Here is a 15,693-nt window from a genome sequence, read left to right as displayed (position 1 = left end):
AGGGATGGTTATTTGTTCCAGGAGCACGGAAGCTTAGCTCCTATTGAAAAAGAGATTGAGATAACGCTTAAGGACATAGATCAGCTTAATGCTATAAAGTCATGGTTACGAGGAAGTGGGAACTTGGTACTATCAAGTGATCCTGATGTTTTCTACAAGGCAAGGCTAAGTGGGCCAATTGACTTCAAGAAGCTCCTATATCTAAGAACAGCAAAGTTAAAGTTTGTCTGCCAGCCATACGGTTACCAGGAGAGTGGATTGACACTCCAGACCATAACTGTACCAGGAAACATATTGAATTTAGGAATAGCAACATCCAGGCCAATAATCACTGTGTTTGGCTCTGGAAGTATTAACCTGACTGTGAATTTAGCTAATGTGATTCTGAGTAATGTTACGGAATATGTGACCCTGAACAGCGAAATCGAAGAAGCTTACAAGGATCTGATTGGAAAGAATAACGATATGCAGGGAGAGTTTCCAATACTTTATCCTGGCACAAACTCAATCTCTTGGACCGGAATAGTAACAAAGCTTGAGCTAGTGCCCAACTGGCGAAATCTGTAGGAGGTGGAGGTTTGATCAGACTATTTGAAAAAGATGCAACAACCTTCACTTCCAATGGGATTACTATACTGAATAACTTGATTAAGGCTACCTCTAAGGAAGTCTTAAACGGTCTTTTTAGTGCAGAATTTGAAGCTATTTATGACCAGACAGGGAAATGGAAAGAGATCATAGAAGGAAGGATAATTCATGCTGATGGCCAGCCCTTCAGGATATATAAGACCCGGAAAGGTATGACAAGCCTTTATGTATATACACGTCATGTATTCTGGGATTTGGTCTACAACGAAGTAAGGGATATCAGACCCACAAACAAAGGAGCTCAAGCTGCCCTGGAAGATGTTCTTGGGGCAGCTATTTATTTGCATCCATTTACAGCTTTCTCAGATATTTCAACACCTGCGACTCAGTACTTCATAAATAGGAACATTGTTGATTGCATAATAGGGAGCGACAGTATTATATCCAAGTGGAATGGAGAACTAAAGCTAGACGGTTGGCTAATCTCGATACTGAGTCAAAGAGGCCAGGACAATGGAGTAACAATCTCATACAGGAAGAACATTCTGGATGTGGAAGTAACAGAAGACTACGATGCTTTAGTAACCAGGATTAGGCCAAAAGGTAAAGACGGATTGGAGCTTCCCGAAGTGTATGTTGATAGTCCATATGTTAGCTCCTACGTATTTCCAAGGATTAAGGAAGTAGAGTTCGATATCGGTATAGGCGAGGAAACAACTGAAGAAGAGGCGTTTACACAGCTTAGAGAGGCTGCCACTTCCTACTTCATCGATACAAAGTGCGACCTTCCAGTCACTAACATCAAAGTTGATATGTTTAACCTGGAAAACACCGAGGAATACAAGAATTTCAAGAACTTGGTTAAGGTGGAGCTTGGTGATACAGTAATTTGCAGGCATCTAGACCTGGGTATTGACCACAAATCAAGAGTAATAAGCATTGAGAAAGACCTGCTTCTTGGCAGGACTTCAAAGATTGAGATCGGAGACTTCAAGGAAAGAATGTCAGGAAGCATTTCCAAAATCTCTGACGTTCAAAAAGCCTTGGCCCAGACTGTAGAGAGAAATAATTCGGACTTAAATGCAGCAATACTAAACGCTACCACACTTCTCACGACTGCCCTTGGAGGTTATGTACTAAAGCGCAATGGCGAAATCCTAATCATGGATACTGATGATCCAGCAACAGCTCAGAAGATATGGCGATGGAACATCAATGGGCTTGGTTACAGTTCATCAGGAATCAATGGTAGCTTTCCAATCGCGATAACCAATGATGGAAGGATAAGCGCATCCTTCATTACTACAGGTGAGCTTAGTGCAAATATTGTAAAGACGGGAATACTTCAATCAGCGAATGGATCCAGCTGGATTAACCTTGCTGATGGTACTTTCAGCCTAGGAGCTGGAAGGGTAACAAATAGTGATATTAGCTATGCTGGAACATCAATAGAGCAGGCGCTAAATGGGAAGGCTGATTTGAGCACTGTCGAGGATATCAATCAGTACTTTAAATTCGATGACATTACCGGATTAACCATTGGGGACAATAACAGCAACCTTAAGATAAACATCACCAATCAGCAGATGAACTTCAAAGATGGAGAAGCTATAGTTGCTTACATCAATGGACAGATAATGTATATCAAATCAGTGCAGGTGCTGGATTCAATGGTTGTTGGAAATCATAAGGTAGAAAAGTATGATGCGAATATTACTCTGGTCAGGTGGATTGGGTAGGAGGTGAAGATATGCCAGACATAAGATTAACAGGAACTCTTAGCAGTCCGTATGTGAACCACACTTACCATCTTTACTTGGATCTCACCATAAACTCACAGAGCATCCAGAACAATACTTCAAACATTACATTAAGGCAGTGGGCTTACTCATCCTCCGATACCTACCAGGCATATTCATCAAGTACTACAGGCAACAGCTGCTGGATAAAGATAAATGGATCCAATGTATTCTATGATACTAGATCCATGGATTTCAGAAACCAGCAGGTTGTGGAGCTTGGAACATACACTGCAGACATATCGCATAACTCAGATGGAACACTGGTAATCGCGGTTTCATCAGGCTTTGACATAAACGGACCTAGCTCACTTTATGATGGAGCGGTGGCTAGCTACAACTGGTCGCTGACTACCATACCAAGGGCGAGCCTTATAACTTCATTCCCAGAATTCACCATTGGATCCGGCGTGACAGTAACAGCTCCAAGGTATTCAGCAAGTTTCACAAACACTTTCCAGATTAACATTGGTGGCACAGTAATTGAGACTACCGGTGACTTGGCGCAGGATAGTTGCACTTTTTCAGCTGCTCAGCTCGATGAGATTTATGCAACAATCCCATCAGCAGTCTCTACGACAGCTACAGCCTATGTGACTACAAAGCTTAACGGATCCCAGATTGGAAGCACTCAGAGCGCTTCTGCTACTGCCAATGTTGGTTCGGACATCATTCCAACACTCTCGAGCGTAACAGCTGCTGAGACAGTAGCTTCAGTTGCAAACCTAGCACTTGGTTCAAACATCTTTGCTCAAACTCTGAGTAGGATTCAATTCACCATTAATGGAGCTGCAGGGGTGAAGTCCAGCTCGGTCTCCTCATACAAAGTGGTCTTCAACTCTGTTACATACACCAATACTTCAAGTGTTGTAGGAACCACGGGAGCAATAACCTCGACCGGATCCTTTGTAGCGACAGCAACAGTAACTGACAGCCGTGGGAGAACAAGCACTTCAAAGACTGTAACATGTACGTTATTAACGTACAATGCTCCTGAAATTTCCGCTTTCTCTGCGTTTAGAAGTGATAGTGGAGGCAATGCTTCGCCTCTTGGTACATATGGAAAATACACCGCAGCTGCAACAATTAGCAGTCTAAACAGCAAGAATCAGATAACCTACTCAATAAAATCAAAGCTTAGAAGCAGCGGTACCTGGACTACCACCCACATAAGTACCAGCCTAGCAGTCGGGACTACTTCATTAAGTGTTTCTCCTGTCTATGGCACATATACGGCGACCATCAGCTATGATCTCCTTTTAACGGTAAGCGATAAATTCAACTCAGTGACTGCTGGCTACGTTCTTTCTACAGGTGAAGTAGCAATGTCCTGGAGTAAGACTGGAATAGGGGTTGGTAAGGTCTGGGAGCAAGGTGCCTTGGATATAGGAGGAGATGCATACTACAAGGGAACAATACTCGAGAGTAGTTTCGTATCAGGAGCTGCGACACTAATCGGAAGGACGTTATCTCCTCTGGTAACTCTATCATCAGCATCAGCCTGGGGTGACCTTCCTAATGGGTATTGTGGGTTCGTTACCCACACTTCGGTTGGAGCTCCTCCAGTATCTAATTATGGCTACTTCATCAAGATTGCCTCAAGAGACATGGCCAAGGGTTGGGGCGGTATCTGGATAGACTACAGCGGCACAGGCAATGCCTTCTTTGGTAGGACTACAGATGGAAATGTGGCTGCATCATGGACAAGGATATACACCTCTGATGCTGCAGTATCCCATGCCCATGATAATACTTCAATTTCCCTTTCTGACTATGTTAGTGGCACTACTCCAAAGGTTGCTGGAATCATTTCTGGTACCGGAACTCCGCCTACAGCAAGCACAGTACCTACAGGAACTGTGTACCTTAAGTATGTGTAAGGAGAAGAATCATGGGAACAGTAACAATAAACGCTAATGTAGACAATAACTGCCTTCAGGATGGACCTAACAGCGTCTACCGAACTGCAACAAGTAACACTTTAAGGCAGACAAGCACCACAGCTAGAATAATGGCCCTCAATTGGGACCTAAGCTCTATCCCTGCAAACTGCAGGATAAACTCAGCGACTCTGTATCTCAGGGTTTATAGTCTTGAGTCTGGAGCAGCGACAATCTATGCGCAGAGATGGCTTGCAGCATGGGGCGCAACCACAATAACCTGGAACAACATGCCGTCAGCTGCAGGTGATGGGGACAGCTCGGTGAGCACAGGAACCACGCTTAATGTTGATGTGGCAGTACCTGTAACTAATATTGTGAAGGCCTGGTATGAAGGCGGAGCAGGTAAGTATGGAATCAAGGTTCTATCAAGCACCGCAACCATGGCCTATTTCAGAACACAGGAAAGTGCTGCACCAAATAATGTATATAATCCGAGGCTCTATGTTGATTACAGTGAGGTACCGGCATTCCAGTTAAATGTAGGTGACGTTTGGAGGCAGCCTTCAGCCATGTATGTGAATATCAGTGACACGTGGCGGCAGGTGGTTCAAGCTTACATTAATGTTGGGGATATCTGGCGAGAAGTAAAGTATGGAGGATGAAATGATAAGTCACATTACCATATATAAATATGACGACAGCTATCAGATCAGGTACTTCAAGGCTACAGTTTCCAAGGAGATTGTGATTCAGAAAGCGACTGAGGAATTAAGAACGGTCATTGAGAGTCTGGTAGATCTGCTTGAAGAAGACCTACTTCCTGAAGAGAAGATAATAGAACTGACAGCTGAGGTTTTACGAGTCAACATTCAAAAGGAAGAAGTGGTGAATCTAAATATTAAGTACAAGGAAACGCTCCTGGAGACTGAGTTAACAGCTGAGCAGATGCTTGAGCTCATGGAGATCTATCCTGAATGGGAACCGGTGATTGACTACTCTGCAGGTACTATTGTGAAGTATGAGAGTAATCTTTATGAAGTTATTGCACCAGGTCACACATCACAGGCAGATTGGACTCCTGATGCCACTCCAGCTCTATTTAGGAAGATTGTGCCAGAAGGTGTGATTCCAGAATGGATCCAACCAACAGGCAGCCACGATGCCTATAACACAGGAGATAGAGTAACATTCAATGGTTTAATGTATGAGTCACTCATTGATGGAAATGTATGGAGTCCGGAAGCATATCCTGCAGGATGGCAGCAGGTTAATGTAGTTTAGCCCAAATTCCCTCTTTATTCTAAAGAACATATGTTCTATAATGATTACACAAGGAAAGAGGGAGTGATAAGAATGCAGACCAATCTCTTAGAAGTTGAGACACTAGCATACAGCAAACCAGGAGAACCACCGAGGCCTGTAACATTCAGGTTCATGATAAATGACGAGTACATGAAAGGATCAATAAAGAAAATCAGAGACAAAAAGACTGAGAAGTTAGCAGGAAACATAATGTACACCTATCTTTGTGATGCTGTGGTGGAAGATTGACCAACGACTGTAAAAATGAAGTATGAGAGGGACACCATGAAGTGGTACCTGTACAACCTATAAACAAAAAGTGAAGGAGACCTAATATGACTGAAATAAAATACGATGTAGCTGCAAAATATGGAGTGTTATCCACAAGCAAATCAGGCTGGACCAAAGAGGTAAGAAGCATATCCTGGAATGATAAAGAAGCGAAATTTGATATTCGTGAGTGGGCGCCAGGGGATGAAAAGATGGTAAAGGGCATAACGCTGTCAACCGATGAAATGCGTGAGCTCAAGAGAATATTAAATGGACTCGATTTGTAGTCTAAAACTGTGCCATTTAAGCACCTCCAGCATATATAGATTCTGGAGGTGTTTGCTTTGTATGAATGTTTGATTTGTGGTGGAGAACTCCTAGCCCTGGACTACGATCTAGTCTGTGAGAAGAAAAAACTCATGAGAAAGTACCACATGTCCTGTTTCAATTGTGGAGACGAGTCTATAATGGATATCCCTGATACTCGTGATCATGGACTTCAGAAAGAAATCTTAAAAGAAATGTTAAGTGAACCTGATATTTATGTTTAGAAGCTAATCTTCTCAGTAATATAAGCTTGGGAGGAGATAGGAATTGCAGTAGTAGAATGTTGTTGAGTGAAGAAGCAGGTATTACATGATTCTCGAATTACTCTGGATGAATGTATAACGTTCAGAGTGTATTCCAGAAAATACAAATACAGTGAGAATCTTAGTATGACTGATGTGAATCTGGAAGCCCTATAGAAAAGTGTTTACTTGAACTAAACGGCAAGAGCGTCTTGGAAAACCAAGGCGCTTAATTTTGCACAAAAATATGGAGGAACAGCAGTTGAAGGTAGTGTGTAAAAGTTTTTCCATCAAAGGATAGCTTTATAAGGAAAAGCTTTTGCGATAGTAGTTTATGTGAAAAAGATTCCCATTGAAAAAAATAGTGCAATACCAGCCAATACAAGTACTGAAATCAAAATTGGCATAGCTAACCTAAATAAAGCATAAAATAAAACACCTGAAACTTTATTGCTATGCTTTCCCTTTTCAGCTGCATTTGCACCAGCAAACACAACAACTATTACTATGATAGCTATTAACCCGACGAATCCGAAAGCGACTTCCATCAATATCCTCCTACTATAATTATTAATACTTTTAATATACTACATATTCAAATAATTGCAAGTTTAGACATATATGTTATGACGATAAATCACAATCCAAATAAAATCATATCTGTAAAAATGATATCATGAGATTTAATTTCTTTGTTTGACTTAATAGAAATGAGAAGGAAATAAGATATTATTGTTTAAATACTAATCTTCTCAGCATAATAAGCTTAGGAGGGGATAATGTGGTAGTTGTAGAATGCGGTTGCGGTAAGAAACAGGTCCTGCACGATTATCGGATTACAATGGATGATTGTGTAACGTTCAGGGAGTACTCTGGTAAATGTAAATGCGGTGAAAAACTAAGTATGACGGATGTTAATCTTAAGGATCTTGAAAAAAGCAGATACTTGAACTAAACGATGAAATCGTCTTGGAAAACCAAGGCGTTTTATTATGCAGAAAATAAGGAGGAACAGTGAATGAAAGAAGTTTGGAATAGCATACAGTATGCCTTTGCGGCAATAGGAGGGTGGTTGGGATGGTTTATGGGAGGATTTGATGGGTTTCTGTATGCCTTGGTAGTTGTCGTAACAATTGACTACATTACTGGTGTAATGTGCGCAATCCTTGACCGTAAGATCTCCAGTGATATTGGGGGAAAGGGAATATTCAGGAAGGTCGTGATTTTCTCACTCGTAGCGCTTGGAAACATAATAGACATCAATATTCTGGGAAAAGTTGGAGTAATAAGGACAGCAGTCATATTCTTCTACATTTCTAATGAGGGAATAAGCATCTTGGAGAATGCTACAAGATTAGGTCTGCCAATTCCCGAAAAACTAAGAAATGTCCTGCAGCAGCTTAACGAAGGGGGAGACAAAGATGGGAATTAAGAGAATATACCTGTCACCGAGCAATCAGCCTGACAATAAATATGTTGTGGGCAATACAAATGAGAAGAGTGAGATGGAGGAAGTAGCAGCTAAGATCAAGCAAATCCTGGATTCAGAATATGAGTGTGAGACTGTAGTTGCTACTACAAATCTAACAATAAACGCTTCAGGAAGGCCAAAGGAAGCCAAGGACAAGGGCTGCGATGTCTACTTGGCCATTCACTCGAATGCAGGTGGAAAGGGAAAAGCCAGCGGTGCTGTAGCCTTCTATCATCCTAACAGTGATGGCAGCAAGGAACTGGCTAGAAACATTGTCAGAGAGCTTAATGCTATCTGCCCGATACGGTCAAACAGAGACACTGCAGTTAAGAATGGAATGGAGCTTTATGCTGGCTATGGGCTAGCTGAGGTAAGGAATCCTAACAAGATAGGGATAACAGCAGTTCTCGCAGAGACTGACTTCCACGATAACCCTACCACAGCAAAATGGATCATAGACAACAAGGAAAAGATAGCAAGGGCTTATGTTGAGGCACTCGTTAAAACATTTGGAATACCAAAGAAGGTGCAGATTACTGAAGGCAAGCTGTATCGGGTCCAGGCTGGTGCGTTCAAAGAAAAGGAGAACGCTGAGGAGCTTGTGTCTAAGCTCAAGAGTGCTGGATTTGGAAGCTTCATAAAATATGATTAATGGGTTGTAAGGAGAAACATATGACAAAAGAACAGTTTGAACGAGAGAAGGATTATCGAATTTCTAAGGCTGTAGCTAAATCAATCCTCAATCAAAATATTATAAATAACGAGGATTTTCGTAAAATAAACAACTTACTTATTGCTAGATATAAACCGATGATTGGCAGTTTATAGCGGTATATGTAGTTGCTATGTATCAAGATGAGAGTTAACATTGGTGCTGAAAGGAGGAGATCAGATGACCCGAATCATAAGAGTAATCAAGGCTTCAGCACCATCCAAACTTTATAAGAAGAAGGTTGCTGCATATGCGAGAGTGTCATCAGACAAGGACTCAATGCACCAGTCACTTTCTGCTCAGATAAGCTACTTCAGTGATTTGATTCAAAGGAATCCTGAGTGGGAATTTGTAAGAATATATGCAGATGAAGCTAAGACAGGCACTAAGGATACCAGGGAAGAGTTTCAGAATATGCTTAGTGACTGCAGAGAAGGCAAGATTGATCTGATAATCACAAAATCAGTCTCAAGGTTTGCTAGAAATACCCTGACAATGCTTGAGGTTGTAAGAGAACTTAAAGCACTTAACATTGATGTGTACTTTGAAAAAGAAAATATTCATTCAATAAGCGGGGATGGTGAGCTAATGCTAACTATCCTCGCTTCTTTTGCTCAAGCAGAAAGTTTATCTGTAAGCGAGAACTGCAAGTGGCGAGTAAGGAAAAGCTATGCAGAAGGTGAATCCATAAACTTACGGTTTATGTACGGCTATGATATTTCAGGCAGGTCCATTTCAATTAATGAATTTGAAGCTCAGATTGTTAGACAGATCTTCAATGACTATATTAGTGGGATTGGTGCAACTAGGATAGCCAATGACCTTAGAACTCGAGATGTTAAGAGGCCTCGTGGCGGTGTTTGGACTTCGGCTAAAGTAATGAAGATCATTAAGAATGAGAAATACGTTGGAGATTCACTCCTTCAAAAAAGATATGTGTCAAACCATTTAGAGAAGAAACTGATAAACAACAATGGAGCATTACCCCAGTACTATGTAAGGAACTCACATCCTGCCTTAGTATCCAGAGAAATCTTTGATGAAGCGAATAAGATTTTGAAGGAAAAGACCGCGGGAGTAGCTAGCAAAAAAGTAACTCGGAGTCCGCTTAGAGGTTTAGTCAAATGCACAGAATGCGGGAAATACTACAGAAGAAAACATAATCATGGAAGAGTATATCTAGTCTGTGGAAGCGTCATCGACTATGGTAAGGATGCTTGCAGTTCGAAATATGTAAGAGAAAGTAGGTTAATAGAGCTACTGAAGAGCACTCTTAGGATTGACTTCTTGGACAAAGATTTGATCAGAAAACAGATACAGACAGTACTAATTAATTCAGATGGATCCGGAACGATTAACTTGGTAAGTGGAAAGAGCATATACCTTGGGGAGGGTTGTGAATGAGCTTAGCGAAGGCAATTACGGTTATTCCTGCAGCAAAGAAGTTTAGTGATATATCTTCAAACAATTGGACATCTAAGAGGCGAGTCGCAGCCTACGCCAGGGTATCAACAGATAACGAGGAACAGTTATCGAGTTTTGAAGTGCAAAGGAACTACTACGCGCAATTCATTAAATCAAAGTCGGAGTGGGAGTATGTCGAGGTTTATGCCGATGAAGGTATTTCAGCGACGAGCACGAAAAAGAGAGACGGCTTCAATCGAATGGTCCGTGATGCGTTAGATGGGAAGATTGACCTGATAATTACTAAGTCCGTATCAAGATTCGCAAGGAACACTGTAGACACTCTGACCACGGTTAGAAAACTTAAGGAACAGGGGGTAGAGGTCTATTTCGAGAAGGAGAACATTTATACATTAGATAGCAAGGGAGAGTTGCTCATTACGATAATGTCCAGCCTTGCGCAAGAGGAATCGCGAAGCATTAGTGAAAATGTAACTTGGGGCCAAAGAAAGAGATTCGCAGAAGGTAAAGTGAACTTACCTTACGGTCAATTTTTAGGCTATGAAAAGGGTGAGGATAATCTTCCAAAGATTGTCGAGGAAGAAGCTCAAGTGGTCAGAAGGATCTACAGACTTTTTCTTGAAGGCAAGACTCCAAGCGGAATAGCAAAGATACTAACTGATAAAAAGATCCCTTCTCCTGGAGGCAAAGAAATATGGCCTATAAGCACTGTTAGAAGTATTCTCACAAATGAAAAATACAAGGGAGACGCAATACTTCAAAAAGCCTTCACAGTGGACTTTCTAACCAAGAAAAAGAAGAAGAATGAAGGGGAGATCCCCATGTACTATGTTGAGAACAGCCATCCAAGCATAGTGAGTTCGGATGTGTTTGAACAGGTACAATACGAACTAAAACTCCGGAAGAAACATAACGGGTATAAGACAGGAGTAAGTTGCTTCTCAGGTAGAATAAAATGTGGTCAATGTGGCAGCTATTATGGGAGTAAAGTCTGGCACTCAAACAGCAAGTATCGACGGCTAATTTGGCAATGCAATCACAAGTATCAAGATGAGGAGAAATGCAGCACCCCACATATTTATGAGGAGAATTTGAAAAATTCATTTATTGAGGAGCTGAACAAAATACTACTTAACAAGGACAAGGTCATCTCAGATCTAAGATTGATTTCACATGAGATCTTCGATTCAAACAAGCTAATTGAGGAGGAGATGTACCTCCAAAATGAAATCATTATCGTTGAGAATCTCATTGAAAAATGTGTAAAAGACAACGCCTTGGTTGCATGTGATCAGGAAGAGTACAAGACAAAGTACAATGAGTTACTAAAGAGGCATGAATCTACAAAGGCAGATCTAAACACAATAGGCCAACAGAGGGACGAAGCAAGTACAAAGAGACGTGGCATAGAAGAGTTGATAAGAAGAATCGGGGAGCAGGAAAGCATCATAACATCGTTCGATGAGGAGCTGTGGTTGTCTCTGGTAGACGGTGTAGTGGTTCAACCAACCGGAGAATTTGAGTTTAGTCTTCAGGGTAAAATATTTTGATACTTGGTTAGTTAATCCTTTGTGGTTTGAAATACAGAAGAGATTTGGAAATACAATTGGCTTGAAAAATGAAATTGTAGCCGAAACAAATCGCAGTATTTCATATTGCAGCAAATTGTACTTGAGTTGAAAGTAGAACATGTTTATGATAACATTTACATTAGAAATTGCTATTGGCGCGACAGATGCTGTAGGGTAAAATTTATACCGTTTGGGGAGGAAGAGAATGGCACAGATAATAAAGAATGTAGTTGTCAATCCACCTATAAACAGTACTAATGAAACTGCGCTTAAGAACATTGAGACTATCATTGAGTTCTTTTCTTTATACTTAAAGGATAAAGAGAAGTTCTATAGCCTATGGGTAGAAGCCGAACCTGCTGTGATTACACCGTTTGTTGCTGATGATGTTGCAGTATGCAGGCAAGTAGAATTATCTGGTTGGGATGCAGTAAAGTCATTTTGGGATCCGATATTTGATATGAAAGGTAAGTTTGATTGGACAATTGATGAGATAATTCCAGGAGAAGATCCCAATGTAATAATCACTAAAGCCAGGAGTGATATCGATGCAGATACAACAGAAACCTTTGGCAATGTTCATTTGAAATACAATGGGAAGTATTTGCAAGTATTCAAATTTGAGAACGGTAAAGTTAAATCCTTCGAAGAATACTACGATACCAATTTCTTAAACAAACAATTTTCAAAATAGCTTATTTGTAGAGAAATAATATTGGGACCAGAATATTCTGTCGAGTCAACAGTATATACTGTATAAAAGAAATAGCTCGAAAAGCGATATAGAAAGCTTTTCGAGCTATTTCTTTTTGCGTTATGTAACAACAAAACTTCGTGAAATGGAGAGATTCACTAAGTACAATCAAAAGAATATCTCAAGCTGCAACTCCATAATGATAATAATTTGGTGTGTATGAATATGTAAATATTGACTACTTATTCAAAATGCTAGCAAATGATGAAAAAGGAGAAGCCTCATTTAATTAGAGTGTAAAGATTTTTTAGAGTGAAACATAATGAAACACCTTGGCTTTTATCCCATGATAAGTAAAACAAATATAAATTTTTTAAACACAAAACCACGAGGCTAAAATACTGCATGGTTTTATGATTATTAAAAAATAGTAAAAAAATATCATAAATATATTGATTAGGCTTTTAGGCCAAAATATATGGAATATTAAGAGTCCTAATAAAAGGACACAATATTTCTCAGCCAACTAAACCTGTCTCAATTTTAGGACAAAATTGTCCCTTTAACACATAAATTCATGTGTTTTGGCACTGAAAACGTTATGGCATGCTTCTTGCTATTACTCTATGTGAAAGGAGTGATAAACATGACGAAAATTATTGACGCCGATTCGGCGGCACTATTGATTCACGATGGCGCAACAATAGGCGCAGCTTGTCTAGGGTTGATAGGATGGCCAGAAGAAGTATCTATGGCAATAGAGAAGCGATTCTTGAACACCGGAAGCCCACGTAATTTGACAATAGTCCATAGTTCAGCATCGGGTAACTGGAAAGACAAAGGTACACATCATCTTGGTTATGAAGGGCTAGTAAAAAAACTTGTTTGTGCTCATACCGGCGCTGCTCCAAGAATGGCTAAGTTGGTTGAGGAACAGAAAATCGAATGTTATCTATTTCCTCAAGGTGTTGTTTCTCACATGTTTAGGGCTATGGCAAGTAAAAAGCCTGGTGTTATTACTAAGGTAGGGCTTGGCACATATGCTGATCCAAGAATTGAAGGTGGGAAAATAACACCCCAAACTAAAGATGACATGGTAAAAGTAATCGAAATTGAAGGAGAAGAGTACCTTCTCTACAAGAGTGTACCGGTTGATATCGCTTTACTTAAGGCATCTGTTGCTGATGAGAAAGGGAATCTTTCCTTTACAAGAGAAGCTGGATTAACTGAACAATTAGCTTTAGCTACAGCTGTAAAAAATGCTGGAGGTATAGTTATTGCACAAGTTGAGAACATTGCAAAAGCTAATAGTCTAAATCCTAAGGACATTAGAGTTCCAGGTATTATGGTGGACTATGTTGTAGTGGCTAGACCTGAAAACCATCTGCAAACAATGGGTACATACTATAATCCGTCCTTTGCAGGAGAAATAAAAATACCTTTACATTCAATTGAGCCATTACCCTTGGATGAACGAAAAATAATCGCCAGACGTGCAACAATGGAACTTGCTCCAAATACCGTAATTAATTTGGGCGTAGGAATGCCTGATGGAGTTGCTTCGGTTGCTGCTGAAGAAGGTGTTAGTGACATGATGACTTTGACAACTGAGTTAGGATTGATTGGAGGAGTACCTGGAGGAGGGTTGGATTTTGGAGCCGCATACAATGCTGATTCTATGATTGAAATGGATTCGATGTTTGACTTCTATGATGGTGGGGGTCTTGACGCAGCTTTCCTAGGGCTCGCACAGACAGATATTTCTGGGAATGTTAATGTAAGCAAATTTGGGCCGAAAGTAATGGGCCCAGGAGGTTTTATAAATATTACTCAGAATTCAAAGAAAGTGATCTTCTGTGGCACCTTTACTGCCGGAGGACTTGTAATTGAAGTTGTAAGTGGAAAGTTGAACATTCTGAATGAAGGAAAAAGCAAGAAATTTATTAATGAGGTTGACCAAATCACCTTCAGTGGATCATTTGCAAATAGCATTAATCAACCAGTACTTTACATTACTGAAAGAGCTGTGTTTACTCTGGAAAACGGTGAAATGACGCTAATTGAAATCGCCCCAGGTGTTGATCTCACAAAAGATATTCTAGGATTAATGGACTTCAAACCGAAAATATCTCCAAACCTTAAGGAAATGGACAGCGCAATATTTAATGCAAAATGGGGTGGTTTAAAGCAAATTCTGGATGTGAAGAAAAGTGGGATTCAGTAATGAATATAAACTTAAAATCTATGTTTATTTGCACTCAATAAGTTGCAAAGTACTTTACACAGCAAAACTATGGCAAAATCGTAAACATAAGTTCAATAGCAGGTGAATAGGAAATTTAAGGCAGACAAATTACTCCGCTTCAAAAGCTGGTGTAATCGGGATGACTAAAACACTCGCTAAAGGAACTAGGAAGAAAGAACATTAATGTAAATGCTATTGCGCCTGGCTTTATGCTTACTGAGATGGCTACCGCAATCCCAGAGGACATTCAGAAGACGATGGTAGCACAGATTCCATTAGCTCGAGGAGGTGATCCAAAAGAAGTAGCGAAAACAGGTGTATTTCTTTCATCTGACGATGCATCTTATATAAGTGGCCAGACAATAAACGTAAATGGTGGTTGGGTACAACATAATTATTAAGGAGGACTTGAGAATGGCGTATGAAATAAAAAAATATGATGAGTTCAAACTAGGTGATAAAAATGTTTTTACTAAGACTATAACAGAAACTGATGTTATTATGTTTGCCGGCATTAGTGGTGACTTCAATCCTGTCCATATGAATGAAGTTTATGCTAAAACTACTATGTTCCAAGGCCGGATAGTTCATGGAATGTTTATCGCTAGTTTGTTGGGGCAAGCTGGAGCTAGCTTCTTTGGAGGTGGCGCAATTTACATTGGACATACTCAGAAATTTACAGCTCCTGTTAGAATTGGGGATACTATTTCTGCAATTGTAGAGGTTACAGAAATGATTCCTGAGAAGAAAATTATAAAATATCGAGCTTATTGCCAAAATCAAGAAGGAAAAATTGTTGTTGATGGTGAGGCGACTATTAAAATTATCACACAGTAGAAATGTAAAAATAACATAAAAGGTACCAAGTATCGAAATTAAGTAAAAATAGAAGGAGATAAGAATTATGAATTATGATCCAGCACTAGACAACCACGGCCTACCAATGGGACCCTTCAAATCCATATCGGTTCCAAGACCTATCGCATGGGTATCCACTATGAGCAAAGATGGAAAATCTAATTTAGCCCCTTATAGTCAGTATATGAATTTGACCTTCGATCCTCCATATGTAATGTTATCGATAAATCAGACAACAGAGGGTATACGTAAAGACACATGCAATAATATCGAGCAAACAGGTGAGTTTGTTATTAATATGCCTAC

The 15,693-nt window shown here is 40.1% G+C and carries 19 protein-coding genes and 1 pseudogene; 19 read left to right on the top strand and 1 reads right to left on the bottom strand.

The genetic code is table 11. The annotated features are described in order from the left end of the window. The 8 genes from J2Z34_RS16685 to J2Z34_RS16650 all read left to right on the top strand — a co-directional run. The coding region (locus tag J2Z34_RS16685; RefSeq protein ID WP_209461005.1) for a distal tail protein Dit at positions 1-567 on the top strand (567 nt) is incomplete at its 5' end. 11 nt (positions 568-578) lie between these two features. Next, entirely contained in the window at positions 579-2,327 is a 1,749-nt protein-coding gene (locus J2Z34_RS16680) for a phage tail spike protein (protein WP_209461004.1), read from the top strand. A gap of 11 nt (positions 2,328-2,338) precedes the next feature. Further along, positions 2,339-4,267: a DUF859 family phage minor structural protein gene (locus tag J2Z34_RS16675; protein WP_209461003.1), complete on the top strand. Its 1,929-nt coding sequence runs from the start codon at positions 2,339-2,341 to the stop codon at positions 4,265-4,267. 11 nt (positions 4,268-4,278) lie between these two features. Then, the gene (locus J2Z34_RS16670) at positions 4,279-4,932 is read left to right on the top strand and encodes a DNRLRE domain-containing protein (protein ID WP_209461002.1); all 654 of its coding nucleotides are present in this window, start codon (positions 4,279-4,281) and stop codon (positions 4,930-4,932) included. 1 nt (position 4,933) lies between these two features. After that, complete coding sequence (locus J2Z34_RS16665) at positions 4,934-5,551, top strand: carbohydrate-binding protein (RefSeq protein ID WP_209461001.1); 618 nt, start codon at positions 4,934-4,936, stop codon at positions 5,549-5,551. A 72-nt stretch (positions 5,552-5,623) separates the two neighbouring features. Continuing rightward, complete coding sequence (locus tag J2Z34_RS16660) at positions 5,624-5,821, top strand: hypothetical protein (RefSeq protein WP_209461000.1); 198 nt, start codon at positions 5,624-5,626, stop codon at positions 5,819-5,821. Between the two features lie 86 nt (positions 5,822-5,907). Continuing rightward, complete coding sequence (locus J2Z34_RS16655; protein ID WP_209460999.1) at positions 5,908-6,129, top strand: YdbC family protein; 222 nt, start codon at positions 5,908-5,910, stop codon at positions 6,127-6,129. A gap of 57 nt (positions 6,130-6,186) precedes the next feature. Continuing rightward, complete coding sequence (locus tag J2Z34_RS16650; protein ID WP_209460998.1) at positions 6,187-6,393, top strand: hypothetical protein; 207 nt, start codon at positions 6,187-6,189, stop codon at positions 6,391-6,393. A gap of 350 nt (positions 6,394-6,743) precedes the next feature. Here J2Z34_RS16650 and J2Z34_RS16645 read toward each other — a convergent pair whose 3' ends face one another. After that, positions 6,744-6,959, bottom strand: a complete 216-nt coding sequence (locus J2Z34_RS16645; protein WP_209460997.1) for a hypothetical protein — start codon at positions 6,957-6,959, stop codon at positions 6,744-6,746. 233 nt (positions 6,960-7,192) lie between these two features. On the opposite strand from J2Z34_RS16645, the gene J2Z34_RS16640 reads away from it, so the two are divergent. From J2Z34_RS16640 to J2Z34_RS16590, 11 genes and pseudogenes are all read left to right on the top strand, one after another. Further along, positions 7,193-7,366, top strand: a complete 174-nt coding sequence (locus tag J2Z34_RS16640) for a hypothetical protein (protein WP_209460806.1) — start codon at positions 7,193-7,195, stop codon at positions 7,364-7,366. Between the two features lie 63 nt (positions 7,367-7,429). Next, positions 7,430-7,843, top strand: coding sequence for a phage holin family protein (locus J2Z34_RS16635; RefSeq protein WP_209460996.1), 414 nt, complete (start codon positions 7,430-7,432; stop codon positions 7,841-7,843). Continuing rightward, positions 7,833-8,534 carry an N-acetylmuramoyl-L-alanine amidase gene (locus J2Z34_RS16630; protein WP_209460995.1) on the top strand — a complete coding sequence of 234 codons (702 nt, stop codon included), beginning with the start codon at positions 7,833-7,835 and terminating at the stop codon, positions 8,532-8,534. Before J2Z34_RS16635 ends, J2Z34_RS16630 begins: the two co-directional genes overlap by 11 nt. Before the next feature lie 20 nt (positions 8,535-8,554). Continuing rightward, the gene (locus J2Z34_RS16625; protein ID WP_023386767.1) at positions 8,555-8,710 is read left to right on the top strand and encodes an SHOCT domain-containing protein; all 156 of its coding nucleotides are present in this window, start codon (positions 8,555-8,557) and stop codon (positions 8,708-8,710) included. Positions 8,711-8,774: 64 nt separating this feature from the next. Beyond that, a complete protein-coding gene (locus tag J2Z34_RS16620) occupies positions 8,775-9,998 on the top strand; it encodes a recombinase family protein (protein WP_209460994.1) in 1,224 nt (407 codons plus the stop codon). Then, positions 9,995-11,569 carry a recombinase family protein gene (locus J2Z34_RS16615; RefSeq protein WP_209460993.1) on the top strand — a complete coding sequence of 525 codons (1,575 nt, stop codon included), beginning with the start codon at positions 9,995-9,997 and terminating at the stop codon, positions 11,567-11,569. The genes J2Z34_RS16620 and J2Z34_RS16615 overlap by 4 nt, the downstream gene beginning before the upstream one ends. Positions 11,570-11,795: 226 nt before the next feature. Continuing rightward, entirely contained in the window at positions 11,796-12,284 is a 489-nt protein-coding gene (locus tag J2Z34_RS16610) for a nuclear transport factor 2 family protein (RefSeq protein ID WP_209460992.1), read from the top strand. Positions 12,285-12,930: 646 nt separating this feature from the next. Continuing rightward, entirely contained in the window at positions 12,931-14,508 is a 1,578-nt protein-coding gene (locus tag J2Z34_RS16605; RefSeq protein WP_245250889.1) for an acyl CoA:acetate/3-ketoacid CoA transferase, read from the top strand. 191 nt (positions 14,509-14,699) lie between these two features. Continuing rightward, a pseudogene (locus J2Z34_RS18015) lies at positions 14,700-14,930 on the top strand (SDR family oxidoreductase); the annotation flags it as partial. 13 nt (positions 14,931-14,943) lie between these two features. Beyond that, positions 14,944-15,366 (top strand): MaoC family dehydratase, encoded by a 423-nt coding sequence (locus J2Z34_RS16595; protein ID WP_209460991.1) that lies wholly within the window; start codon positions 14,944-14,946, stop codon positions 15,364-15,366. Positions 15,367-15,433: 67 nt separating this feature from the next. After that, positions 15,434-15,693 (top strand): flavin reductase family protein (locus J2Z34_RS16590; protein WP_209460990.1); only part of this gene is annotated, 260 nt, incomplete at its 3' end.

This window comes from Youngiibacter multivorans (assembly GCF_017873395.1).
GTDB classification, from domain to species: domain Bacteria; phylum Bacillota; class Clostridia; order Clostridiales; family Clostridiaceae; genus Youngiibacter; species Youngiibacter multivorans.
This window is presented reverse-complemented; position numbering and strand designations above follow the sequence as displayed.

What these genes read in the sequence shown, in the direction of transcription:
- J2Z34_RS16595 (WP_209460991.1), top strand. Translation starts at nt 14,944, where the DNA reads ATGGCGTATGAAATAAAAAAATATGATGAGTTCAAACTAGGTGATAAA.
- J2Z34_RS16665 (WP_209461001.1), top strand. Translation starts at nt 4,934, where the DNA reads ATGATAAGTCACATTACCATATATAAATATGACGACAGCTATCAGATC.
- J2Z34_RS16655 (WP_209460999.1), top strand. Translation starts at nt 5,908, where the DNA reads ATGACTGAAATAAAATACGATGTAGCTGCAAAATATGGAGTGTTATCC.
- J2Z34_RS16605 (WP_245250889.1), top strand. Translation starts at nt 12,931, where the DNA reads ATGACGAAAATTATTGACGCCGATTCGGCGGCACTATTGATTCACGAT.
- J2Z34_RS16625 (WP_023386767.1), top strand. Translation starts at nt 8,555, where the DNA reads ATGACAAAAGAACAGTTTGAACGAGAGAAGGATTATCGAATTTCTAAG.
- J2Z34_RS16670 (WP_209461002.1), top strand. Translation starts at nt 4,279, where the DNA reads ATGGGAACAGTAACAATAAACGCTAATGTAGACAATAACTGCCTTCAG.
- J2Z34_RS16660 (WP_209461000.1), top strand. Translation starts at nt 5,624, where the DNA reads ATGCAGACCAATCTCTTAGAAGTTGAGACACTAGCATACAGCAAACCA.
- J2Z34_RS16615 (WP_209460993.1), top strand. Translation starts at nt 9,995, where the DNA reads ATGAGCTTAGCGAAGGCAATTACGGTTATTCCTGCAGCAAAGAAGTTT.
- J2Z34_RS16645 (WP_209460997.1), bottom strand. Translation starts at nt 6,959, where the DNA reads ATGGAAGTCGCTTTCGGATTCGTCGGGTTAATAGCTATCATAGTAATA.
- J2Z34_RS16635 (WP_209460996.1), top strand. Translation starts at nt 7,430, where the DNA reads ATGAAAGAAGTTTGGAATAGCATACAGTATGCCTTTGCGGCAATAGGA.
- J2Z34_RS16675 (WP_209461003.1), top strand. Translation starts at nt 2,339, where the DNA reads ATGCCAGACATAAGATTAACAGGAACTCTTAGCAGTCCGTATGTGAAC.
- J2Z34_RS16610 (WP_209460992.1), top strand. Translation starts at nt 11,796, where the DNA reads ATGGCACAGATAATAAAGAATGTAGTTGTCAATCCACCTATAAACAGT.
- J2Z34_RS16620 (WP_209460994.1), top strand. Translation starts at nt 8,775, where the DNA reads ATGACCCGAATCATAAGAGTAATCAAGGCTTCAGCACCATCCAAACTT.
- J2Z34_RS16630 (WP_209460995.1), top strand. Translation starts at nt 7,833, where the DNA reads ATGGGAATTAAGAGAATATACCTGTCACCGAGCAATCAGCCTGACAAT.